Below are 22,817 nucleotides of genomic sequence, written 5' to 3'. Positions count from 1 at the left end.
CGTGCGCTCCCAAAGAGTGTAGTTTACGAATAAATAGGATTAGAGCAGGATGATCTCCTCAGCCGTGTTGATCTCAGGCAGTCCGGCCAGCTTCACCAGAACCTCCTTCGGCACTTCCTTATCCACGGTCAGCAGCATAAGGGCTGCTCCGCCAATGATAGTACGGCCAACCTGCATTGAGGCGATGTTGACATCATTCTCACCCAGCAATGTGCCGACATGTCCGATAATCCCCGGCTTATCGTTGTGCGAGATCACAATCTGATGGCCCTCAGGAGCGATATCGACCGGGAATTTGTTAACCTTGACAATCCGTTCGCCGTAGCCCTGCAGCAGGGTACCTGCCACCAGACGCTCTTCGTCATGCTCAGCCTTAAGGGTCACGGTAATGAGATTGGTGAAGCCTTTGGTCTTGGAGGCTTTGGTTACCACTACATTTACGTCCCGGGTCTTCGCCAGATGCATCGAATTGACGATGTTAACATCGGCACCGAAGTGACGGGAGAGTACACCCTTGACCACATACCGGGTCAGCGGCTGAGTGTCCACATCGGAGAGGTCGCCGGCATATTCCACATGAATCTCGCGGATCGCCCCATCGGTAATCTGGGTTGCGAAGCTGCCCAGCTTCTCGCCGAGGGTGAAGTACGGCTGCAGCTTGTTCATCACGCTTGGAGCTACCGGCGGAATGTTAACCGCGTTAATGAACGGCTCGTTGCGGAGGATATGAAGCACCTGCTCCGATACGTCGATTGCCACATTCTCCTGGGCTTCAATGGTCGAAGCACCCAGATGCGGGGTTACGATAATCTTCGGATGCGACAGGAACGGATGATCAGCCTGCGGCGGCTCTTTCTCGAAGACGTCGAAGGCTGCTCCGGCAACAATACCGCTGTCGATAGCTTCAACCAGCGCCATTTCGTCGATGACGCCGCCGCGGGCGCAGTTGACGATACGCATCCCTTTTTTCATCACCTTAAATTGCGGGCGGGAGATCATATGGCGGGTCTCCGGGGTAAGAGGAGTATGGACGGTAATGAAGTCTGCCCCGCGGACGATATCGTCTACCGAAGCGAGCTTCACTTCCATCTTCTCGGCGCGGTCTGCGGTCAGGAACGGGTCATACGCGAGAATATCCATGCCGAAGGCCTTCGCACGCTTGGCGACTTCGCTGCCGATCCGTCCCATGCCGAGCACGCCTAGTGTTTTGCCGCGCAGCTCGACACCGATGAAGGTCTTGCGGTCCCATACACCGGAGATTGTCTTCGCATAGGCCTGCGGGATATGGCGGGCCAGCGCCATCATCATGGCAAAAGCATGTTCACAGGTTGTAATCGTATTGCCGTCGGGAGCGTTGATGACAACGACTCCGTGCTGGGTAGCTGCCTCCAGCTTGATATTATCGACGCCGACTCCGGCACGGCCGATCACCTTCAGATTAGTACCGGCTGCGATAATTTTGTCAGTTACTGTAGTCTGACTGCGCACGAGCAGGCCGTCATATTCGCCGATGATGGAAATAAGCTCATCTTCGCTAAGTCCTGTCTTCTTGTCTACTGTCACATCGCTTGCGTCCATCAATTGCTGAATGCCCAAATCACTGATCGGATCCGATACTAATACTTTAAACATGGTCTCTTGTCCTCCTTCAAATGGAAAAGCTGATAAGTATGCCAAGAATGCCGGATATGGCATTCGCAGTACCAGGTCTTGCAAGAGGTGATCCGGCAGCTATGAAAGTCTGAAGAATGTCGAAGTAACGCGCTGCCGCACGAAAGAAATTGGATGCAAAAAGACGAAATTATGGTGTTCCCGGCTGCAAAAAAACTCCCGACCCCATACTACTGCCGTAGTAAGGGACGAGAGTTGTCGTGGTACCACCCTAATTCACTGCAACGTTCAGGAAGCAGTCTCATTGGCCTGCAAGGCCACACTGGTAACGGAGTGTTCCGATTGTATCTACTCAAAGTTCAATACAATAGCTCAGGAGCGCTAAAGATTAATGTCCGCCACCGGTTCGCACCACCCACCGGCTCTCTGAAGACTCCAAGTAATCTTTGTTCCATCATCGGTTTTGCTTGATTAATTTTGTCATAATGTAACACGGTGATGGCGGATATGTCAATAGGATTCTTGCGTTTCACCCCGCCTTGAAGTAAGCCGTGTTTTTCGTTATGATGCAATAACTGGTCCTACTCATAGAAGAAGGGAAGCTGCGGCATAATTTCCTTGCTGTAGTACTGCTCCCGCCACTTGATGAAATCCTGCTGCTGCACCGCCCCGGTTGAGATCAGCAGGCTGACCGAAGACTGGATATCACTAAGCCTCAGGGAGCTGGCAGTCCCGGAATAGATCATATCGTCAATCTTGGCTGTGATGTCCTGCGGGTCGTAACCGGCATAGATCCCGCGGTTGAGCATGATATCCGCGATAGTGGCATTCTTCAGGAGCAGCGGCATCTTTTTCCATTGAATGAAGGAGATAGTCTTCTGCCCCCCGGCCTGGCCGGGAATGGAGGCATTCGTCTTGGAACCCCACTTCAGCATCGAATCGTAGAAATTCTTCTGGGCGAGCAGTCCGAACTTCACGGCGCTGGCTGTAAAGTTATCGCTGCGCAGCAGCTTGGCCGCCTCCGCACCTGAAGAGCCTGCAGTCACCTTGCCTGAGGCCTGGGAGAAGAGCGTGAGACTCTTCAGAATATTAAGCTGGGAATCGTAGAGCAGCGGCGAGTTAGTGAACAGGGAGTCCTGGGTAACCTTGTCGTACTGCTTGTCGGCGAGAATGCCCAGATTCTTCAGCGTCGCCGCATTCTGCCGCGCATCCGAGCTGCGGGCGAGACTGTCTACCTGTTCGTTCCAGCTGCGCTTGAATTCCCGGTAAGGCAGAAATACGTTATGATAAAAAGTAACAAGATCCTGCTGCTGGTAGGAGCCGGAGAATTCCTCCCCGCTCTTATGGCCGGCCAGCTGCGCATATTTGGCTTCGGTCTTGTCTGCCCCAACCTTGACTCCTGTGAAGAAGGAAGCGAATGAGGAAATCAGGAAAAATAAAAATCCTAGTGTGTACAACATTTGAGTGCGGGAGGTACGGCTGTTCATGATTAGGTGCTCCTTCGTATAGGGAAATGATCTTATGTACAAACATTTAATAGAACAGGCAGGTTATAATGAAAAAATTCAAACTAGGCGAATTCAAAATAAAAAAGGCCGATCCGCAGCAGTTAACAGACAAGCTGTTATTGGTTAATCTCTACATTACACAAGGCCTTACGTTATTTATCGGTTTGATATGGATATTATTACAGAAAAGAAATCCTATTCACATATTAAATTTTCCGGATAGTGTACATTTCGTGTACTGGGGCCTCGGCCTTGCGGCCATTATGTTCGCTGTCGATTTCCTGCTGACCCATATTGTGCCGGAGGACAGCATGGATGACGGGGGCATCAATGAGCTTCTGTTCGGCAACCGGCCGCTGTGGCATATTGTGGTTATTTCGGCTGTGGTTGCGGTGTGTGAAGAACTGTTGTTCCGCGGAGCCATCCAGCATTCACTCGGACCGTATTGGACAAGCATTCTGTTCGCGGTCATTCATGTGCGTTATCTGCGGCACTGGATACCTACAGGCTGGGTCTTTCTCAGCAGTTATGGTCTAGGGTATATTTACATCCATTCGGGCAGTCTGTGGGCACCGATCCTGTGCCATTTCCTTATAGATCTGTTCTCCGGTATGGTGATTCGTTACAGGAGGGTATCATGACTGAACAATTAAGCCGGGTAAGGTCCCGCCAGAAACAATATAAGGGTGAGGAGCTCTCTGCAGCCTCCAGGGGCGATGCAAGCCCGTCTGTACCCCAAGCACCAGGACAGAAGCGGAAGCCGGCTGTGGCCGCGGCGGGCACATTGTCCAGAAAGGAACGTCTCGCCAGACGCCGGGGAGGGGGGAGACCTGAAGAAGAGGGACGCCAGCCGGAGGGGGAGGAGACCCCGTCACGCACCCAGACATACCCGTCCGAGCGGATCAGATTCAGTAAAATGTTCGTCAACTCGCTGAGTGTCCTCTTCCTGATGCTGCTTGCCTTCCTGCTGTACTGGGGAATCGAGGGTGCACCTCCGCTGCGGGAGCTGTTTCAATGATGTGGCTGCTGATATTCCTGGCGGCGGGCTTCGGCGCAGGAGCCGTTATGGCAGGGGCGATGGTTGCAGCTGCCTTCAGGAGCCGGCTGGTCACGCAGGATATCCTCCTGGAAAGGCTTCCGACCGCCTTCGACGGCTACCGGATTCTGTTCATTACCGATACGCACCGCCGCCGTCTGCCGGAGGAACTGCTGCTGCCGCTGCAGGGTAAGGTGGATGCGGTGTTCCTGGGCGGGGATCTGACGGAGAAGGGCAGTCCCATAGACCGCCTGCTGGAGAATATGACACTGGCCGCTTCCATTGCGCCTGTATATGCCGTTCACGGCAATCATGATTACCGGGCGAATATCTCCCTGGTGGATAACATCATCCGGGGAAGCGGAGCCAGGCTGTTGGTAGATGAGAACTGTGTGATTGAGCGGGCTGGAGAGAGGCTTATCTTGACTGGAGTAGATTTTCCGCGTAAAGGCGGTAAGAAGGCCTATGGGCCTCTGCCTGCCATGGCTGAAGCCGCAGCGGATGCCTGCAGGATCATCCTGGTGCATGATCCGCTCTGGCTGTCCATGCAGGAGGAGGTACCGGCTGATCTGATCCTGGCCGGGCATACCCACGGAGGCCAGGTTGTGCTGCCCTTGATTGGGCAGAGGCACACCGATCCGTTCTACCGCAAGTATCTTGCGGGGATGTACGAGATTCCCCGGCTACCGGACTCCGGGCTGCCGCCGCTGAAGCTGCTGATTAGCCGCGGATTCGGCACGGCGCATCTCCCGCTGCGCTGGGGGAGTCCGGCCGAGATGCATGTGCTGACGCTGCGACGGGGCCATGATGCCGGTTCTAGATAACCATATGTATCTATGCAAATGCCAAATACGGCCGCCCCGATCAGGGACGGCCGTTTGTGCTTGTATACAGGCGGGACAATCGTTTGATGCTCAGCGCATCTTCAGCTCGATGCTGCGCGGATCAACGAAGCTGTAGCCCTTGCCCTCCAGCGTGGTCAGCAGGGAATCGAGCGCTTCTACGGTCCAAGGCAACTCGTGCATCAGAATATTACTGCCCGAATGAAGCTGGCTGGTCACATTGGCAATCAGCTTCTCAGTTTTGCCGGTGTCCTTAGCCTTCATCTCCCAGTCCAGCGAGCCATTGGACCAGGTCATATAGAGCATGCCGTTAGCGGCGGCGATTTTCTTGCCTACGTCACCGCCTGCACCATGCGGCGGACGGAAGAAGTGCGGGGTCTCGCCTGTGATTTCCTTGACGATAGTTTGAACATCTTCAATCTGCTTCTTCACTTCGGCTTCCGGCTTATCCTTCAGCACAATGTGATCCCAGCTATGGTTGCCGAGCACGCCGCCCCGCTTGTGGATCAGCTCCAGCAGCTCGGGATGCTCCTTCACCCGGTAACCGTTGACGAAGAAAATGGCTTTGGCCTTGTGCTTGTCCAGTGTATCCATCAGCGGATTGATTAATTCCGCTTCCTTCGGCCCGTCGTCGAAGGTCAGCAGAACGACCTTCTTGTTCGTAGCTTCATCGTTCGGAACGATGTCGTAATTCTTGTTCATATGGTACAGCACCGGAACCTCTTCGGCGGCGGTGGTCTCAGTCGGCAGCGGTGTTGCGGTGCTCTCCCCGCCTCCGGCAGCGGCCGGCGTTGCCTCCGGGGAAGCCGTAGCCTCAGTTGTTGCAGCAGCCTGCGCTGTTGCAGCCGGTTGTGCCGCTGCCGAAGGACTTGGTTCGTTCCCCTTTGCCGTGTTCCCCGAATTTCCGCCCGTGCTGCAAGCTGACAGCAGACAAGCCGCCAGGAGCAGCGTTATTGTTGCTTTACCCACTTTTTTCATCTCGCTTTCTTGTTGTTTGGCTGTATGAGCCGGAATCTTTCCGCGAACACTAAGCATGATTTTACCATACAAGGAGGTTAGAGATATGAATACTTCGTCATTTCTGTGCGGAGTGCTGATCGGGGCTGCCGCCAGTATGATTATGTCCAAAAAACGCAGCAGCATGATGTCCTCCCTGCTGAATGCGGGCGGCTCCCGGTACAGCGCCGGCGACAAAGCCAAGGATAAGATTATGGGCATGGCGATGACCGGCTTTGGCAGCACCGCCGCAGACGGTAAACACGATCATAAAGACCATGCCTCCGGCGGCGAGCACAAAGAAGCAGACTCGCTCAAGTCCAGAGAATCGAATCTGAACATGCTCAAGGACTTCATCCGCAGCAATCCAGATGTGAAGCATGAGGTGGAACAGATTCTCAAGGATACGCATACTGCCATACCGGGATTGTAACCCGGCTGAGCCGCTTCAGAATCATTTTGGCGATGCCGGTCATCGCCGGAATGATTCTTTTTTTTCCTCCTTTGGGGCACAGCAGCCCGGTCCGGATGAGAATGGGCCGCGAAATAGGCCGAATCTGTATTTATTTACGTGCATTTGCGGCGTCAAAATGATAACATACATACATAGTAACCATTTTTGGCTCATTACTCGGGACTCATCATACAATATTACTAAATGAGCTTGCAAAAGGAGGATCCTGTCATGAGAATAGAGCGATTAAGTCAAGATAAGATACGGATTTTCCTCACTTTTGACGACCTGAGCGAGCGGGGCATCCAGAAGGAAGATATGTGGCAGGAGGTTCCCAAGGTGCATGACCTCTTTACGGAAATGATGGATCAGGCGTACAGCGAGCTGGGTTTCGACGCCACAGGTCCGCTTGCCGTGGAAGTGTTCGCATTGCCCGCGCAAGGTATGGTCGTTATTGTGACCCGGGGGAAATATGATCACCATCAGTACGGTGGGGCCGGGGAAGATGAATTGCCTGAAGAGATTTACGAAATGGAAGTTACCCTTGAACAAAGCGACTCCATTGTGTATGCATTCCGCGATTTTGAGGTGCTGGTTGAAGCGGCCCATGTACTCATCGGCAATATTACTTCCCAAGGACAGCTGTATTCTTATAACGATAAATGGTATCTCTACTTCGATCCGAAGGATTTTGAAGAGTCAGCCTTATCTGGACTTGTAGGCGTGCTGGCCGAGTTTGGAGATTCCTCTCCTGTGACAGAGGCCGTGCTGGCCGAATACGGGAAGATGGTTATGGCGGAGAACGCCATCCAGACCCTGTGCACGCATTTCAAACGCCAGGAATAATCACCGCAGGGAGCCGGATGAGCGCGCCCTTCATACAGCAGATAATAGTTTAGGCGCAAGGGAGGCTAATCGGTGCTTTTGTTATCGGTCATTACGTCAGCAGTAGCACCGGGACTTGCGCTGCTGACTTTTTTCTATCTGAAAGACAAGTACGACCAGGAGCCGCTTCTGATGGTGCTGAAGGTGTTTCTGCTGGGCATGATTATCGTCTTTCCGATTATGATTATCCAGAGAGGGCTTGTCCTTGGTCTGGACGGGGGCCCTTATGCAGATTCCTTTCTGATCTCCGCGGGTGTGGAAGAAGCTATGAAGTGGTTTGTGCTGTACCATATGATTTACAATCATACCGAATTTGACGAGCCTTATGATGGAATACTATATGCCGTAGCGATATCGCTCGGCTTCGCAACAATAGAGAATGTAATGTATGCCTGGTACAGCAATGCTTCATTCGCTACAATGATGATGAGGGCGCTGCTTCCGGTCTCCGGACATGCCATGTTCGGTGTCATTATGGGCTACCATATGGGCAGGGCCAAGTTCTCGGGCGGGGTCAGAACCCGGAAGATTCTGCTGATCTCTCTGCTGCTGCCCTGGCTGTGGCACGGAATCTATGATTTTCTGCTGACCAACACCGCGAGATATTGGATCTGGTTCATTGTACCGCTGATGGCTGTTTTATGGTACAGAGGCATGGGCAAGGTGGCGCGGGCCAACAGCCGCTCCCCGTTTCGTTTTTTGAAGCGTGAGGAAGAGGTTAACCTATAAGCGAGATGGACACACTTAATCCTGCAGGGCAATTCCTCATGAGCAAGGAATTCCAGGAAGGAGAGAGGTGTCTTTTTTTGCGTGTAAAAGTTCGTATTGTCTGTAAGCAGTGTGGCGAAACCTACATATTAAGAGGCAACAAGGAGCATGGCATCATCCAGACCGGCTTCAAGCAATGCCTGTGCAGCAGCGTAAGCGGTTTTGAGATTGAAGAGCGGGCATAGGCGCATAATTTTGGAAGCCAGGTACCCGGCTTTGCGGTTTTGGCGGCGGGTGCATAAGTCTTCTCAGTTATTGTCAAACTAACGGCAATAAGCTACTGAAAGGAGTTATGCGGACCCATGTATAAAAGATTAAGTGCCATCATGTTCCCGCTGACCGCCCTCTTGCTGCTTGGAGCGCTGGTCTGGGGCTATCAGGAGAATATGGAGAAGAATGCGATTCTGATCAAGGCGGAGAACCAGTACCAGCGGGCGTTCCACGATCTGTCTTATCATGTGGAGCGGCTGCATGGAGAGCTGGGGAATACGCTTGCCGTGAACACCACCTCCAATGGTATGCACCGCAAGGGGCTGGTCAATGTATGGCGGATTACCAGCGAGGCGCAGAATGAGATCAACCAGCTGCCGCTTACGTTGCTGCCGTTCAGCGAAACGGAGGAGTTCCTCTCGAAGATCTCCAACTTCTCCTACAAGGCGGCGGTGCGTGATTTCACCAAGAAGCCGCTGACCGAGGGGGAGATGGCGAATTTGAAGACCCTCTATACGAATTCAGCCGAAATCTCGAAGGATCTGCAGGCGGTTCAGGATAAGGTGATCAGCAAAAAGCTGCGCTGGATGGATGTCGAGTCAGCACTGGCCACTTCTTCGAAGGCTGAGGACAATACGATCATTGACGGGTTCAAAACTGTGGATAAGCGTGTTGCCGCTTACCCGGAGCTCGACTACGGCCCGTCGGTGGCCAGCATCTATGACAAGCGTTCCGTGAAGAAGCTGGGCGGCAAGCCCGTAACCGCAGAGGAGATCAAAGCGAAGGCACTGAAGTTCGCCGAACTGGGCGCAAATGCCCAGGTGAAGATTCAGGAGAACGGGAAAGGGACCGAATGGGCTTCCTATACGGCCACGATTACTTCTGCCAAGCATAAGGATCCAGTCAGCATGGACTTTACCGCTGAGGGGGGACTGCTGATCTCCTATAACGATAACCGCGAGGTGGGGCCGGCCAAGGTGCAGATGAAGCAGGCGGTGGAGAAGGCGGGCAAGTTCCTGGAGAAGAAGGGATATCCCGGAATGACTGCTGTCAGTGCGGACCGGTATGATAATCTGGGCAATCTGACCTTCGTCAGCAGCCAGGACGGTGTGCTGATCTACCCTGAGAAAATGACGGTCCGGGTCGGACTGGATACAGGGGAGCCGACGGGCTTTCAGGCCAGCGATTATGTCCATGAGCACAAGGAGAAGCGCGAGCTGCCTAAGCCGCAGCTGTCCCTTGCGGAAGCCAGGGCGATGCTGAATCCCGATTTCAAGGAGCTGTACAACCGGCTGGCCTGGATCGAGAATGAAGATGCTGAAGAGGTTCTGACCTACGAGTTCGGTGGCAAAATCAACGGCTCCCAGTTCCGCATCTATCTCAATGCTGCTGACGGCAACGAAGAGGCGGTGGAGCAGATCCGCACCTCCTCAGGAGCACAGGACAAATAATTCTAGCTATGTGAAGGCGCCTTCCGGTCACGGGAGAGCGTCTTTTTTTGAAGAGATGTTTTGGGTTGGTTTTTCGCCTGGGGCTTGTTCAGCGGGGAAATAAAATTTCTGACCGGGCGAGGGGAGCCATGCTATAATCTCCTTAGCATTTCATTACTAACTCAAGCGGCGGTGACAGGTTTGTATCCCAAAATCAACGAACATTTATACCTTCAGGTCGCTTCCAGCGATGCGGCGCAGTCTGAGATTGAATACCGGGCCAGGATTGCCGACATGGAGGAGGACAACTTCCTCATCGAAATTCCGATGCAGGAGGGCAACGGGCGGCTCAAGAAGCTGTTTGTCGGAGACGAGCTGTCCGTATACTATCTCACAGAGGGCGGCATTAAGAATTATTTCACCACCCATGTAACCGGGTTCAAGGAAGAGGTGATCCGGATGGTTAGGCTGCGCAAGCCGGCGCCGGAATCGATCTTCAAGATTCAGCGGCGCAGCTTCCTCCGTGTCAATGCCGAGCTGGAGCTGGCCGTCAAGGATGCCATGGGCAGCCGTTTTCTGGTGCGGACTGAGGATATCGGCGGCGGGGGAGCCTCCTTCCTCGGCGATGCCAAGATTACCCTGGACATAGGGGACAAGCTGACCTGCTGGCTGCTCGTATCCTACCGCAACGGGAGCACGGAGCATGTGAATTTTGAGAGCGAGATTGTGCGGATCAAGCAGCTGGATACCGGGCGCAATCTGGTCATGATCAAATTCTCGGCCATTTCCGATGCGGAGCGCCAAAAAATCATCCGTTACTGCTTCGAACGCCAGTTTGATTTCCGCAACCGCTGATCTTTCTGCAGAAGAAAGTTCAAAAGACTGCAAAAATCCGCTTTTTTCTCCGCAAAAAACCTTGGTCTCATTTTGCACTGATGCATAAACTGTGGTATAATTTCATAAGTCGCAGGCAATGCCTGCTTTTTTCTTGATAATATCAGCAGGTTCCTGAAGAGAGATGCCAAGATGGCATTTTTCCTGCGGAAGAGTGTTTGAGGAGGAATGCCCCGTTGGACAGGCAGGGTACACATACTTACCACAGAATTAACGTCGCCATCGACGGACCTGCCGGGGCAGGCAAGAGCACTGTAGCCCGATTGGTAGCACGGGAGCTGTCTTACATCTATGTTGACACGGGAGCGATGTACCGGGCAATTACCTGGTATATGATTCGTGAAGGCGTAGCTGCGGAGGAGCATGGGGTGGTAGACCGCATGGTCCAGAATCTCACGATTGAGCTTCTCCCGGAGAAAGACGTGCAGAAGGTGCTGATTAACGGGGAAGATATGACCCCGCACATCCGCAGCCTTCAGGTCAGCGGCCAGGTGTCACAGTACTCGAAGATTGAAGGTGTAAGATCCAGACTGAGTCAATTGCAGCGTCAGATGGCGCTCCGCAAGGGGGTCGTGATGGATGGCCGGGATATCGGTACAACCGTACTGCCGGATGCCGAAGTGAAGATTTTCATGACGGCAAGTGTGGAGGAGCGTGCTCTCCGTCGTTACAAGGAACTGAAGGATACGGAAACCGTGACTCTCCAGCAGCTTGAGCAGGATATCGCCGCGCGGGACCGGCTGGATGAAGGCCGCGAGATTTCACCGCTGCGCCGTGCCGGGGATGCAATTCTTCTGGATACGACGCATATGGATATCCATCAGGCCGTGGAAGCCATTGTCTCCCACTGCAGAACCTATGTGGACAGGGAGAGAAATCATCTATGATTTATGTTGTTTGCCGAGGATTGCTTCGCTTCATCTATGCCATACTGTTCCCGCTGAAGATCGTGGGAAGAGAGAATGTGCCGGAGGAGGGCGGAGTCCTGCTCTGCGCCAACCACATCAGCCTGCTCGATCCTATGACGATCGGTATCAAGCTGAAGCGGCAGGTGAAATACATGGCCAAGGCGGAATTGTTCACCGTTCCTGTTCTGGGCTGGCTCATTAAGCAACTGGGCGCATTCCCTGTTAAACGCGGCGGCGTAAGCAAAGAATCCATCAAGATATCCCTTAACACGCTTCGCAGCGGTAACATGATGGGCATCTTCCCGGAAGGCACCCGGAACTCCGATGCGGGTTCTGCGAAGAAGGGGGCAGCAAGCTTTGCGCTCCGCAGCGGCGCAGCCGTTGTACCGGCAGCGATTATCGGCTCCTACAAGCCGTTCCGCCGGATGACTGTCGTCTATGGTGCTCCCATTGACCTCAGCGCATTTGCAGATGCCGGAAGCGAATCTCTGGAAGCGGTAACCGATGTAATCATGGGACGCATCCGCGAGATGATCGACACCGGCAAGCCCAGCGCGCGGTAAGAGATGGATGTAATTTTATTGTTTTTGGAACATACTATTCTACACAGTGAATATGTTCAGCAAGAGGTAATGAATGTTTTGAACTCTGCTCTACGCGGGTTTAAATAAATGGGGTTTTGAATCGAGGAGGGTAATCACATGTCTGAAGAAATCAAGAATCAAGAAGCTGCAGAGCAAGTGGAGAACACTGAGACTGCAGAAGCAACTGAAGCTGTGGAATCCGCAGCACCTGTTGCCAGTAATGAAGAAGAAGTGACCAGCCAGGAAGGCCTGGACATCATTTCTATCAAAAAAGGCGATACCGTGAAAGGAACAATCGTCAAAATCGAAGATAACCAAGCTTACGTAAGCATTGGATATAAATACGACGGCGTTATTCCTATTCGCGAATTGTCTTCCGTACAGGTAGACAATGCCGCAGCAGCGGTTGAAGTCGGCCAAGAGGTGGAATGCAAGGTTGTCAGCATCAACGACAACAAGGAGAGCCTTGTGCTGTCCAAGCGTGCCATCGACAGCGAGAAATCATGGGATGATCTGGAGAAGTATTTTGCTTCCCAGGAAGCTTTCGAAGTTACGGTAGCTGACGTTGTCAAAGGCGGCCTGGTCGCTGATGTCGGCGCACGCGGTTTCATTCCGGCTTCCATGGTTGAACGCCACTTCGTTGAAGATTTCAGCGATTACAAAGGCCGCACCCTGCGTGTCAAAGTGAAAGAGCTTGACCGCGAGAACAGCAAGGTAATTCTGTCCGCCAAGGAAGTATTGGAAGAAGAATTCGAAGCGAACAAGCAGAAGATTATGTCCGAGCTGTCCGAAGGACAGATTATCGAAGGTACCGTTCAGCGTCTGACCCAATTCGGCGCATTTGTTGATGTAGGCGGCGTAGACGGACTGGTTCACGTATCTGAGATTGCCTGGACTCACGTGGATAAACCAGCCGATGTTGTCTCTGAAGGCGATAAGGTTCGCGTGAAAGTACTTAAGGTAGACCCTGAGAAGGGCAAAATCAGCCTCAGTATCAAAGCCGCTTCCCCGGGCCCTTGGGATTCCGCAGCAGGCAAGATTAACATCGGCGATGTTGTTACAGGCGAAGTTAAACGTCTCGTGAACTTCGGCGCATTCGTTGAACTGCTGCCGGGCGTTGAAGGCCTTGTGCACATCTCACAGATCTCGCACAAGCACATTGGTACTCCGCATGAAGTACTCAAAGAAGGACAGGAAGTTCAAGTGAAGGTGCTTGACTTCAATCCATCGGAGAAGCGCGTCAGCCTGAGCATCAAGGAAACGGAAGAAGCTCCTGCTCCGTCGGCAAGACCAGAGCGCAGCAGCAACCGCGACAGAGCGCCTAAGGAAGTGCTGAACAATCCTAACGTATCGCTCAGCAACGAAGGCCTCAGCTTCACACTCGCTGAACGCTTCGGCGACAAGCTGGACAAATTCAAGGGTAATAACTAATCCTTTAGTTATTTCTTCATAACGGGTACAGTAATCGGCGAGCCCTCAGTCAGAGGGTTCGCCGATTGTGTTTTACAGAGCTGACAGTTAGCCAAGTGAATGGTTTTTTGCTATGATGAGTAACGTATAGAAAGACAGGAGGAATGAATATGGCAAGACCCGTAGTGGCTATCGTCGGGAGGCCTAACGTTGGCAAATCAACGATCTTTAACCGGCTGATCGGCGATAGACTGGCTATTGTAGAGGATAAACCGGGAATTACACGCGACCGGATCTATGGAGTATCGGACTGGAACGGCAAATCTTTCAGTGTGATTGATACCGGCGGGATTGAAATTGACGGCGAGGATGCCATTCTGAAATCCATCCGCGTTCAGGCGGAGCTGGCGATTGAAGAAGCGGATGTCATCGTCTTCATGTGCGAGGCGAAGAGCGGGCTGACCAGCTCGGATGAAGAGGTCGCGCAGATTCTGTTCCGCTCCGGCAAGCCGATCGTACTGGCGATCAACAAGGTCGACAATATGAAGCGCAGTGAAGATATTTACGAATTCTACAGCCTTGGAATCGGCGATCCGATCGGCATTTCAGGAAGCCACGGAACCGGAATTGGCGATCTGCTGGATGCAGTCGTGGAACGTCTTCCAGAGCAGGTCGATGAGAAATACGATGAAGATGTAATCCGTGTTGCGCTGATCGGCCGTCCGAATGTGGGCAAGTCCTCACTGGTGAATGCGATCCTGGGTGAAGAACGCGTCATTGTCAGCAATGTTGCCGGAACGACACGTGATGCGATCGATACACCATTTGAACGGGATGGTCAGCGTTATGTACTGATCGATACAGCAGGTATGCGCAAACGCGGTAAGGTCTATGAGAACACGGAGAAATACAGTGTAATGAGAGCTATGAAAGCGATCGAGCGCGCCGATGTTGTCCTGGTCGTAATTAACGGCGAGGAAGGCATCATCGACCAGGACAAGCACATTGCGGGTTATGCCCATGATGCCGGCAAAGCCTCAATCTTCGTCGTCAACAAATGGGATGCCATTGAGAAGGACGACAAAACGATGCAGAATTTCGAACGCAATATCCGGGACCACTTCCTGTTCATGGCTTATGCTCCGGTAGTCTTCCTGTCCGCGCTTACGAAGCAGCGCCTGCAGAAGCTGCTGCCCGTCGTACAGCATGTAGCGCAGCAGCATGCCCTCCGGATCGCAACCCACCTGGTGAATGATGTTGTCTCCGATGCAGTGGCTATCAACCCTCCGCCTACAGACAAAGGACGGCGACTGCGAATCAATTATGTCACCCAGGTTGCCGTAAAGCCGCCGACCATTATTGTCTTCGTCAATGATCCCTCGCTGATGCACTTCTCCTACGAGCGTTATCTGGAGAACAAGATCCGTGCGGCGTTCAATTTCGACGGCACACCGATCCGCATCTTTACACGGCGCAAGTCTGAGAACGAAGGTTAGGGGAGAAGACAGTGGCGTTAGAACTTCTGGTAATCGTTATCAGCTATTTGCTTGGCTCCGTCAGCTTCAGTGTGTTGTTTGCCCGGTTGCTCAAAGGCATTGATATCCGCCAGTATGGAAGCGGTAATGCAGGAGCTACGAATACGCTGCGGGTGCTCGGGAAAGGCCCGGCCATCCTTGTGCTGCTTCTGGATGTCATGAAGGGAATTGCCGCAGTATGGCTGGGTACATGGGTTGGCGGATGGGGAACGTGGGCTGCTGTAGCCTGCGGTCTTGCGGCTATTGTAGGTCATAACTGGCCGCTTTATTTTCACTTTCGCGGAGGGAAGGGCATTGCGACAACGATTGGTGTGATGGCTACACTTGCGTTCTGGCCGGCGCTGATTGCAGGGATTATTGCCATTCTCTCGATTGTAATCACCCGTTATGTCTCGCTGGGTTCCCTGATCTTCGTAGCGCTTACGCCGGTATTTCTGCTCTTCACGGAGTACACGGCCCCGGAGCTGTGGGGGAGCCTTATTATTGTGCTGTTCGCTTTCTGGCGTCACCGCACCAATATTGTGAAGATCTCGCAGGGCCGGGAGAATAAGATCGGCTCCAAAGCGAAGGAGGGGAAACGCGTTGTCTGATAAAGTAACCGTGCTGGTCGCGGGCAGCTGGGGAACTGCGCTGGCTACTGTGCTGGCGGCCAACCATTCGGAGGTTTATCTGTGGACGCGCAAGCCGGAGCAGGCTGCCGAGATTAACAGCAGCCATACGAACCAGCATTATCTGCCGGGTGTTAACCTGCCCGGGAATATCATTGCCACGACGGATATGGAGACTGCGGTCTCCGGCTCCAAGGCGGTCGTCATTGTTGCGCCTTCTTCCGCGATGCGTCAGGTGGCACGTAGCCTAAAAGCCTTCTGGAAGCCGGAGATGCTCTGTATCCATGCGACCAAAGGCTTCGAGACGGAGAGCATGAAGCGGATGTCAACGGTGATTTCGGAGGAGCTCGGCTGCAGTGAAGGCGAGATTGTTGTCCTCTCCGGGCCCAGTCATGCCGAGGAAGTGGTCCGGCTCTGTCCTACGACCGTGGTGGTGGCTTCGCCGGATGACAGCCGTTCCACAGCAGCCCAGGGACTGTTCATCAACAATGATTTCCGTGTCTATACGAACCGGGATCAGCTTGGAGTGGAACTGGCCGGTGCGCTTAAGAATATCATTGCCCTTGGTGCTGGCCTGTCTGACGGGCTGGGCTTCGGTGACAACGCTAAGGCCGCCCTGTTAACGCGCGGACTGGCTGAAATCTCCCGTGTCGGTGTGGAGATGGGGGCGAACCCGCTGACCTTTTCCGGTCTGGCCGGACTCGGCGATCTCGTCGTAACCGCGACCAGCCAGCATAGCCGTAACTGGCGCGCCGGCTCCATGCTGGGCCAGGGCCGGCCGCTGGCTGAGGTGCTGGAATCGATGGGCATGGTGGTTGAGGGCATCCGGACAACGGAAGCGGCATATGCAATCTCCCTCCAGACGGGCGTGCAGATGCCGATTACCGATCAGATCTACCATGTGCTGTTCAAGGGCAGAACGCCGCGCAGTGCGGTCGAGGCCCTGATGGGCCGTGACCGTAAGACTGAGATGGAGGCCATTCCGCAGGAGACCTGGGAGCAGTGGCATTCCTGATCGCGTTCACCTTTTGCCGCTTCCCCTCATATGTTGTAATGGGGATTGACGGAGGAGGGATGAATAGTGAGCAGAGATTTTTCCAAGGATGCACTGAAGGCGATCAACAAGAAGACCGGCAAAAACATTTCCGAGAGTGCGATCAAAAAGCTGGCCGGTACGGTCAAGCCAAGCACTACCCAGAATGAAGCCCAGCTCCGCCAGTTGATCAAGCAGGTGTCAGCCATGGCCAAGGTGCCGGTCAGCGAAGCTACGGTGCAGGAGATCGTCAATGCCGTCAAAAAAGGCGGGGCCGGCGCAGGTTCAATGGAATCTTTGATGAAAATGATGCTGAAAAAATAGTATGAGCAGCAGGCGAGGCCATTCCTACCGGGATGGCCCTTTTTATATTCAAATTATATGTTTCATCTGATTTTGAAATTAAGACTTAAAAAATGCCCGGTTTCACGCTATAATAGTCGCAATCCGGGTAAAGTGAATGGAGGCGCATGAACAATGGACCCGATGACCAAGATGTGGCTGTCTCTGATTGCGGTATTGATTATGGGCTTATCCGTTTTTTTGATTACATTTGCACGCAATAAAACCAGAGGCCTGCTTAGAGGGTTTCTGTCCGTCCTTGCCTTTATCTTTCTGCTGATCGGAATTCTGGGCGGGGCCGCTTCAATTATGTAAGCAGTTACAGCAGGTGAAGACAGACATATTTCTGATTTCTGACAGAATCGATCGTTGATTTTACAGGAATGGGGCGTGTGTAGTTCTATGGCCGGTTCAGGAATTCCCTATGCGGTGGAGATGGCGCTTTCCAGCATAGTGGAGGAATTAGACTTCTGCGGGACAAGCAAGCCGCCCGTATGGCTGCTGGGAGGCAGCTGCGGCCTTCTGCTGCACGGTGTTCAGCTGTCTGCGCTCCCGCGTGATATCGATCTCTATTGCGATCTGGAGGACACCCCGCTGCTTCACCAGGCCCTCCAGAGATTCACGGTGAGCCGTCCGGAGGAAGACTTCAGCGGTGGCTGTTATTCCCTGCGCGGGCTGTATTATCTGGGGGAAGTGAAGGTGGAGCTGGTAGGCGGCTTCCGGATCGGGATCTCTCCTTATCAATATACCGTCGATATCGGTATGCTGCACCGTTATGCTCCTGTACACCATGAGGAAGGAATCGGCAGGGTGGCGCTGATGCCGCTGGCTCATGAGCTGCTCTTCAACCTGCTGCGGGGCCGTGAGGACCGCTGCCTGGCGATTGCCGGGCTAATCCGCGGGGAGCTGGCTGCCCATCTGCCGCTGCTCTATCAGCTTATCCAGGAGAACCAGCTGGAAGCCGGCTTGCAGTCAAGGCTGGAGGAGCTTCTGGGGATATCTTCATCTATTCAAATATAAGGACTGTCATTAATGCTATGAGAGAAAGGAGGAAGACATATGAGCAACCCGGCAGTAACAGTTACTTTTCTGCCGGACAACCGGAGCATCTCGGTTAAGCCTGGCGTCTCACTGCTGGAAGCTGTGCGCAAGGCAGGAATCGTCCTGCCCACCCGCTGCGGAGGGAAAGCGGGCTGCATGATGTGCAAAGTGTCCGTCGACGACGGGGAAGTGGGGGCGCTGAGGCCTCCCGGTGACGCGGAGCGACGCAAGCTGGGCAATCAGCTGGAGCAGGGTGTCCGGCTGGCTTGCCAGGCCGCTGTACTTAAGAATGTGCGTGTACATATTCCAGAGGATCCGCTGAAGGCGGCGGTCCGCCGGAGACTGGAAGCGGCCAGGCGCGGTGAAGCGGACGAGCTGTGGTGATGCAGGTTACAGGTAGTGCTTCTGAGGAGGATTCAGAGAGGAGCTCAGGAATGAACGTTATGTATCAGGTGAAGCACTGTCTCCGGCGGCGAAGGACGGCGGTGCTGCCGCTGCTTGCCCTATGGATCTTGTCTCTCGGCGGCTGTATGTATCCCGGTGATCAGCAGCAGCAGCAAGGCAGCGGATACCGTGAGAGTGTGAAGCGGGTGCAGGCGGCTGTGGACGACTATCAGGCAGAGACCGGCCTGCTGCCGATGCTGACCGCTGATGAGGCCGTGCCTAAATATGAGAAGTTCGTAGTTGACCTGCATAAGCTGAACCTGGAGGGCTATCTGGACGAGATTCCGTCAGCTGCATTCGAGAAGGGCGGCAGCGTGTATTTTCTGATCCAGGACGAGGAGAATGATCCCAAGGTCAAATTAATGGACCTGGTCACGGTCCAGAAGGTCAATGATGTCCAGCGTAAGGTGAACCTCTACAAGTCCGCGCACGGCGGTAAGCTGCCTGCGGGAGAGGAGCTGTACCCCGGCTTATTTGCAGTCGATGCCAAGCGGGCGGGAACAGAGGCGCTGAAGCTGAGCAGCGTCTACTCCGGCCAGCCGCTGGAGTTCCTGATGGACAAGGAAGGTACAGTCTATGCCGATTACAGCGCCGATATCGCTTCAGCGCTCGGCAAGAACGGCCATGAGCCTGAAGCCGGCCGCGATCTGCGCGAGGAGCTTGAAGAGGCTTCCTATTATGTGCCGGTCAAATCTCTCCCTTATTTGTGGATAGACGGCCGTCCAGTTCCGCAGGGACCCGGACAATAAACAGAATTGATGATAGCACCGGAACGCCGTTCCGGTGCTTTTGGTGCGGGAGGAGAACAGATAACACCCTAATAATTAGCAGTTCTACGAATTGTACCCCCTTCATAGACTTGATGAGAAGACTTCCGGGCGGGCGGGCATATGAAATTTCAGAGGAAAATGCTCGGACGCTGGTCATAAATCCGCTATGGATACATATGATGATACTAGTCCAAATGCATGTCCGAGCATTCGGAGTTTAGCGCGGGGCATCTGCTTCCCGCTCAGGCATCAGCTAGGCTTCGGGCGGGCAAAGCTAGTCCGGTGGTTGTCCTGCAAGGGTCAGTTTGCCGGCGGAACGCGAAGTCGATGCTCTTCAGGCATTTTTTCTTCGGAGTACTATGAGGAGGGGATCTCTTTTGGAAAAAGTGGATATTTTCAAGGACATTGCCGAGCGTACCGGCGGAGACATTTATCTCGGCGTCGTCGGCGCGGTTCGCACGGGGAAATCGACATTCATCAAACGCTTCATGGAAACAATCGTTCTGCCGAACATCACCAGTGAGGCAGACCGGGTAAGAGCGGTCGATGAGCTGCCGCAGAGTGCGGCGGGCAAAACGATCATGACCACAGAGCCTAAATTCGTACCGAACAATGCGGTGCAGATTAAGGTGACCGAAGGCCTGGAGGTTAATGTCCGGCTGGTGGATTGTGTGGGGTATGCAGTTGAAGGGGCAAAAGGCTATGAGGATGAGAACGGTCCGCGCATGATCTCGACTCCGTGGTTCGAGGAGCCGATTCCCTTCCAGGAAGCGGCCGAAATTGGCACACGCAAGGTGATTCAGGAGCACTCCACCCTTGGTGTGGTTGTCACGACTGACGGAACGATTGCCGAGATTCCCCGGGGCTCTTATGTTGAGTCCGAGGAACGCGTCATCGCCGAGCTGAAGGAGGTAGGCAAGCCATTCGTGCTCGTCATTAACTCCACCCGGCCGCGCAGCGAGGAAGCCCAGCAGCTCCGCAGTGAGCTTGCCCTCAAATATGATATTCCGGTCATGACGCTCAGCGCTGCCAATATGACGGAAGACGATGTAACCGGTGTACTGCGCGAAGTCCTGTATGAATTCCCGGTACACGAGGTTAACGTGAATCTGCCGAGCTGGGTCATGGTGCTGGGCGAGAACCACTGGCTGCGCAGCAGCTACGAGAATTCCGTCCGCGATACCGTGAAGGATATCCGCCGTCTGCGTGACGTGGACCGGCTGGTCTCCCAATTCACAGAGTATGACTTCATCGACAGAGCCGGCCTCAGCGGAATGAATATGGGGCAGGGTGTTGCCGAGATTGATCTCTATGCCCCGGAAGAGCTGTATGACCAGGTGCTGATGGAGGTTGTCGGGGTTGAGATCCGCGGCAAGGATCACCTGCTTCAGCTGATGCAGGACTTCTCCCACGCCAAGCGTGAATATGACCGCTTCTCGGAAGCGCTGGAAATGGTGAAGACCACCGGTTACGGTATCGCCGCACCTTCCCTGGCGGAGATGGCGCTTGATGAGCCTGAACTGATCCGCCAAGGCTCGCGGTTCGGCGTCCGGCTGAAGGCTACCGCTCCTTCCATTCACATGATCCGCGTGGATGTCGAGTCTGAATTCTCGCCGATCATCGGTACAGAGAAGCAGAGCGAGGAGCTGGTGCGCTATCTGATGCAGGACTTTGAGAACGACCCGATCAAAATCTGGGAATCCGACATCTTCGGCCGGTCGCTGCATTCCATCGTCCGCGAGGGCATCCAGGGCAAGATTGCGATGATGCCGGACAATGCACGCTACAAGCTGCAGGAAACACTGGGCCGGATTATCAACGAAGGCTCGGGCGGTTTGATTGCCATTATCCTCTAACGGAAATATGCCATACCGGTTAAGAGCGGGAGCCATCCCGCTCTTTTGCTGTCCGCAGCCTGAGGGAGTGATCACGGGGAACGCTGGGATCTCTCAGGTAAGGCTCCGCTTTTACGGAATAATTGGTAGTAATAGACTGCGCGAATGAAGCCAAAAGGATAGAAACCTGCTACTTTCTGCTCCTTTTTTGAGTAACGCCTTGAAATTATGGATGGGCTGTATTACTATAAGTTTGTTGCGCTTCTAGAAGAGAGGCGCCAGTATCTAGTAATAAACGGGATTATCACGTATATTTTGCGTTGAAACGGAAACAGTGTATGATACCGGAACTTTAATCAGGGAGGTGAATAGACATGAATAAATCTGATTTGATCAATGTAGTGACTGAAGCAACTGAACTTCCCAAGAAGGATGCTACCAAAGCGGTAGATGCCGTTTTTGAAGCGATCACAAATGCCCTGCAAAGCGGAGATAAAGTTCAGCTGGTTGGATTCGGAAACTTTGAGGTGCGCGAACGTTCCGCACGCAAAGGCCGCAACCCGCAGACTGGTGAAGAAATCGAAATTCCTTCAAGCAAAGTACCGGCATTCAAACCCGGTAAAGCGCTGAAAGACGGAATCAAATAAAGATTTCTACATATCTGCCCATTGTCTATGAATAACAACGATGCCGCCCTTCAAGGCGGCATTTGTGTTTAACACGTTCCTACACGTTGAGGAGGATTGCAATGACGGAGAAGAAGAATGAAGTGAATCCTGCGCCGTCCGGCAGCGACTATATTGTAGTCAAGGCCAAGGAGAACGGTGTTCAGGTCATCGGGCTGACCCGTGGAATGGATACGCGTTTTCACCATACGGAGAAGCTGGACAAAGGCGAGGTGCTCATTGCCCAATTCACCGATCATACCTCAGCCATGAAAATCCGCGGCAAGGCTGAAATCTGGAGCAAACACGGACAACTGGAGAGTGAAAGCTGAGAAGAGCAGGCATAGCCTGCTTTTTTTCAAAATATACCTATATAGATTGAACTGTGCAGACCTTCCGCCAGCAGCCGTATAATCCTGTAAAGCAGCGGAAATTATGAGTAAGGGGGCTTATCATGAAACGGAGGTGGCTGGTCGGAACGGTACTGCTGCTGAGTGCGGCGACGACCCTGGTGCTCCCGCAGCTGGCCGGCCTAGGGCCGGCGGCCCAGGGTGTCTATGGCGATGTAATGAACACCGGTCCCGGCAGCAGAATGCTGGAGAATGATAATCTGGTAGATGCGCTTAGCGCGCTTCCGTTCAGTCTGGCCATTGACAAGGCAGGCTGGGAGAACGGCGTGCTCTCCCTGGATCTCAAAGTGAACAGCGATCATCATGAGCCTAAGGAGCTATACCGCAATATGGCGCTGGCGACCGCTTTTGCCATTCAGGAGACGGATAACGTGGACCAGCTGCTGCTGCGTGTAGTGGCAGAGGATCAATGGCTGGATACCCGCCGCCTGCTGCTGGCCGGAGATATCCGCCGTAGGGAGTGGAGCCCCCTGCTTCAGAAGGCGCTGGAGGATGCAGGCAATTCGCCGCTCCCGGATGTCCTGAAGACGGGCCTGCGGATCAGTGAAAGCGAGCTGTGGAAAAAGCAGTTCATGCATCCGTAGGCCGGGTTCAAGAA

General features: G+C 53.6%; 27 protein-coding genes and 1 other annotated feature. Of the genes, 24 read left to right on the top strand and 3 right to left on the bottom strand.

Annotation, left to right across the window (positions count from 1 at the left end):
* Positions 1-39 precede the first annotated feature (39 nt).
* Positions 40-1,632: a phosphoglycerate dehydrogenase gene (gene serA / locus K1558_RS03830; RefSeq protein ID WP_238650077.1), complete on the bottom strand. Its 1,593-nt coding sequence runs from the start codon at positions 1,630-1,632 to the stop codon at positions 40-42.
* 220 nt (positions 1,633-1,852) lie between these two features.
* Positions 1,853-2,078, bottom strand: a binding site (T-box leader).
* Between the two features lie 114 nt (positions 2,079-2,192).
* Positions 2,193-3,098: a hypothetical protein gene (locus K1558_RS03825; protein WP_238650076.1), complete on the bottom strand. Its 906-nt coding sequence runs from the start codon at positions 3,096-3,098 to the stop codon at positions 2,193-2,195.
* Between the two features lie 68 nt (positions 3,099-3,166).
* On the opposite strand from K1558_RS03825, the gene K1558_RS03820 reads away from it, so the two are divergent.
* The 3 genes from K1558_RS03820 to K1558_RS03810 are packed head-to-tail and all read left to right on the top strand — an operon-like array spanning position 3,167 to position 4,979.
* Entirely contained in the window at positions 3,167-3,760 is a 594-nt protein-coding gene (locus K1558_RS03820; RefSeq protein ID WP_238650075.1) for a CPBP family intramembrane glutamic endopeptidase, read from the top strand.
* Positions 3,757-4,137, top strand: coding sequence for a hypothetical protein (locus K1558_RS03815; RefSeq protein WP_238650074.1), 381 nt, complete (start codon positions 3,757-3,759; stop codon positions 4,135-4,137). The genes K1558_RS03820 and K1558_RS03815 overlap by 4 nt, the downstream gene beginning before the upstream one ends.
* Positions 4,134-4,979 (top strand): metallophosphoesterase, encoded by an 846-nt coding sequence (locus K1558_RS03810; RefSeq protein WP_238650073.1) that lies wholly within the window; start codon positions 4,134-4,136, stop codon positions 4,977-4,979. The genes K1558_RS03815 and K1558_RS03810 overlap by 4 nt, the downstream gene beginning before the upstream one ends.
* Positions 4,980-5,069: 90 nt before the next feature.
* Here the strand turns inward: K1558_RS03810 and K1558_RS03805 are convergent, their stop codons facing one another.
* On the bottom strand, positions 5,070-5,966 hold the full coding sequence (locus tag K1558_RS03805) for a polysaccharide deacetylase family protein (protein ID WP_420800399.1): 897 nt from the start codon (positions 5,964-5,966) through the stop codon (positions 5,070-5,072).
* A gap of 94 nt (positions 5,967-6,060) precedes the next feature.
* On the opposite strand from K1558_RS03805, the gene K1558_RS03800 reads away from it, so the two are divergent.
* The 21 genes from K1558_RS03800 to K1558_RS03700 all read left to right on the top strand — a co-directional run bounded on the left by K1558_RS03800 (position 6,061) and on the right by K1558_RS03700 (position 22,803).
* Positions 6,061-6,426, top strand: a complete 366-nt coding sequence (locus K1558_RS03800; protein WP_238650071.1) for a hypothetical protein — start codon at positions 6,061-6,063, stop codon at positions 6,424-6,426.
* A 252-nt stretch (positions 6,427-6,678) separates the two neighbouring features.
* On the top strand, positions 6,679-7,293 hold the full coding sequence (locus tag K1558_RS03795) for a genetic competence negative regulator (protein WP_238650070.1): 615 nt from the start codon (positions 6,679-6,681) through the stop codon (positions 7,291-7,293).
* Positions 7,294-7,365: 72 nt separating this feature from the next.
* Positions 7,366-8,061, top strand: a complete 696-nt coding sequence (gene prsW, locus K1558_RS03790) for a glutamic-type intramembrane protease PrsW (protein ID WP_238650069.1) — start codon at positions 7,366-7,368, stop codon at positions 8,059-8,061.
* A gap of 77 nt (positions 8,062-8,138) precedes the next feature.
* A complete protein-coding gene (locus tag K1558_RS03785) occupies positions 8,139-8,285 on the top strand; it encodes a hypothetical protein (RefSeq protein ID WP_238650068.1) in 147 nt (48 codons plus the stop codon).
* Positions 8,286-8,402: 117 nt separating this feature from the next.
* Positions 8,403-9,761 carry a germination protein YpeB gene (gene ypeB, locus K1558_RS03780; protein ID WP_238650067.1) on the top strand — a complete coding sequence of 453 codons (1,359 nt, stop codon included), beginning with the start codon at positions 8,403-8,405 and terminating at the stop codon, positions 9,759-9,761.
* A 180-nt stretch (positions 9,762-9,941) separates the two neighbouring features.
* A complete protein-coding gene (locus tag K1558_RS03775; protein WP_238650066.1) occupies positions 9,942-10,595 on the top strand; it encodes a flagellar brake protein in 654 nt (217 codons plus the stop codon).
* Between the two features lie 215 nt (positions 10,596-10,810).
* The gene (gene cmk, locus K1558_RS03770; RefSeq protein WP_238650065.1) at positions 10,811-11,521 is read left to right on the top strand and encodes a (d)CMP kinase; all 711 of its coding nucleotides are present in this window, start codon (positions 10,811-10,813) and stop codon (positions 11,519-11,521) included.
* A complete protein-coding gene (locus K1558_RS03765; RefSeq protein WP_238650064.1) occupies positions 11,518-12,105 on the top strand; it encodes a lysophospholipid acyltransferase family protein in 588 nt (195 codons plus the stop codon). The genes cmk and K1558_RS03765 overlap by 4 nt, the downstream gene beginning before the upstream one ends.
* 138 nt (positions 12,106-12,243) lie before the next feature.
* On the top strand, positions 12,244-13,557 hold the full coding sequence (gene rpsA, locus K1558_RS03760) for a 30S ribosomal protein S1 (protein WP_238650063.1): 1,314 nt from the start codon (positions 12,244-12,246) through the stop codon (positions 13,555-13,557).
* Between the two features lie 149 nt (positions 13,558-13,706).
* Positions 13,707-15,032 carry a ribosome biogenesis GTPase Der gene (der, locus tag K1558_RS03755; protein ID WP_238650062.1) on the top strand — a complete coding sequence of 442 codons (1,326 nt, stop codon included), beginning with the start codon at positions 13,707-13,709 and terminating at the stop codon, positions 15,030-15,032.
* A gap of 11 nt (positions 15,033-15,043) precedes the next feature.
* Entirely contained in the window at positions 15,044-15,661 is a 618-nt protein-coding gene (gene plsY / locus K1558_RS03750; protein WP_238650061.1) for a glycerol-3-phosphate 1-O-acyltransferase PlsY, read from the top strand.
* Positions 15,654-16,694: an NAD(P)H-dependent glycerol-3-phosphate dehydrogenase gene (locus tag K1558_RS03745; RefSeq protein ID WP_238650060.1), complete on the top strand. Its 1,041-nt coding sequence runs from the start codon at positions 15,654-15,656 to the stop codon at positions 16,692-16,694. Before plsY ends, K1558_RS03745 begins: the two co-directional genes overlap by 8 nt.
* 66 nt (positions 16,695-16,760) lie before the next feature.
* A complete protein-coding gene (locus K1558_RS03740) occupies positions 16,761-17,036 on the top strand; it encodes a stage VI sporulation protein F (protein ID WP_238650059.1) in 276 nt (91 codons plus the stop codon).
* Between the two features lie 153 nt (positions 17,037-17,189).
* Positions 17,190-17,369 carry a DUF2768 family protein gene (locus tag K1558_RS03735; protein ID WP_238650058.1) on the top strand — a complete coding sequence of 60 codons (180 nt, stop codon included), beginning with the start codon at positions 17,190-17,192 and terminating at the stop codon, positions 17,367-17,369.
* A gap of 87 nt (positions 17,370-17,456) precedes the next feature.
* Positions 17,457-18,074, top strand: a complete 618-nt coding sequence (locus tag K1558_RS03730) for a hypothetical protein (RefSeq protein WP_238650057.1) — start codon at positions 17,457-17,459, stop codon at positions 18,072-18,074.
* 39 nt (positions 18,075-18,113) lie between these two features.
* Positions 18,114-18,479 carry a 2Fe-2S iron-sulfur cluster-binding protein gene (locus tag K1558_RS03725; protein WP_238650056.1) on the top strand — a complete coding sequence of 122 codons (366 nt, stop codon included), beginning with the start codon at positions 18,114-18,116 and terminating at the stop codon, positions 18,477-18,479.
* Positions 18,480-18,529: 50 nt separating this feature from the next.
* Entirely contained in the window at positions 18,530-19,288 is a 759-nt protein-coding gene (locus K1558_RS03720; protein ID WP_238650055.1) for a DUF3939 domain-containing protein, read from the top strand.
* A gap of 398 nt (positions 19,289-19,686) precedes the next feature.
* Positions 19,687-21,165, top strand: coding sequence for a stage IV sporulation protein A (gene spoIVA, locus K1558_RS03715; RefSeq protein WP_238650054.1), 1,479 nt, complete (start codon positions 19,687-19,689; stop codon positions 21,163-21,165).
* A gap of 353 nt (positions 21,166-21,518) precedes the next feature.
* Positions 21,519-21,791: an HU family DNA-binding protein gene (locus K1558_RS03710; RefSeq protein WP_042178229.1), complete on the top strand. Its 273-nt coding sequence runs from the start codon at positions 21,519-21,521 to the stop codon at positions 21,789-21,791.
* A 101-nt stretch (positions 21,792-21,892) separates the two neighbouring features.
* The gene (gene mtrB, locus K1558_RS03705) at positions 21,893-22,141 is read left to right on the top strand and encodes a trp RNA-binding attenuation protein MtrB (RefSeq protein ID WP_238650053.1); all 249 of its coding nucleotides are present in this window, start codon (positions 21,893-21,895) and stop codon (positions 22,139-22,141) included.
* A gap of 122 nt (positions 22,142-22,263) precedes the next feature.
* Complete coding sequence (locus K1558_RS03700; protein ID WP_238650052.1) at positions 22,264-22,803, top strand: hypothetical protein; 540 nt, start codon at positions 22,264-22,266, stop codon at positions 22,801-22,803.
* Positions 22,804-22,817 lie beyond the last annotated feature (14 nt).

It is taken from the genome of Paenibacillus piscarius (assembly GCF_022234545.1).
In the GTDB taxonomy this organism is placed as follows: domain Bacteria; phylum Bacillota; class Bacilli; order Paenibacillales; family Paenibacillaceae; genus Paenibacillus_AQ; species Paenibacillus_AQ piscarius.
Note: the sequence above shows the minus strand (reverse complement) of the source record. Positions and strands in the feature narration are given on the sequence as shown.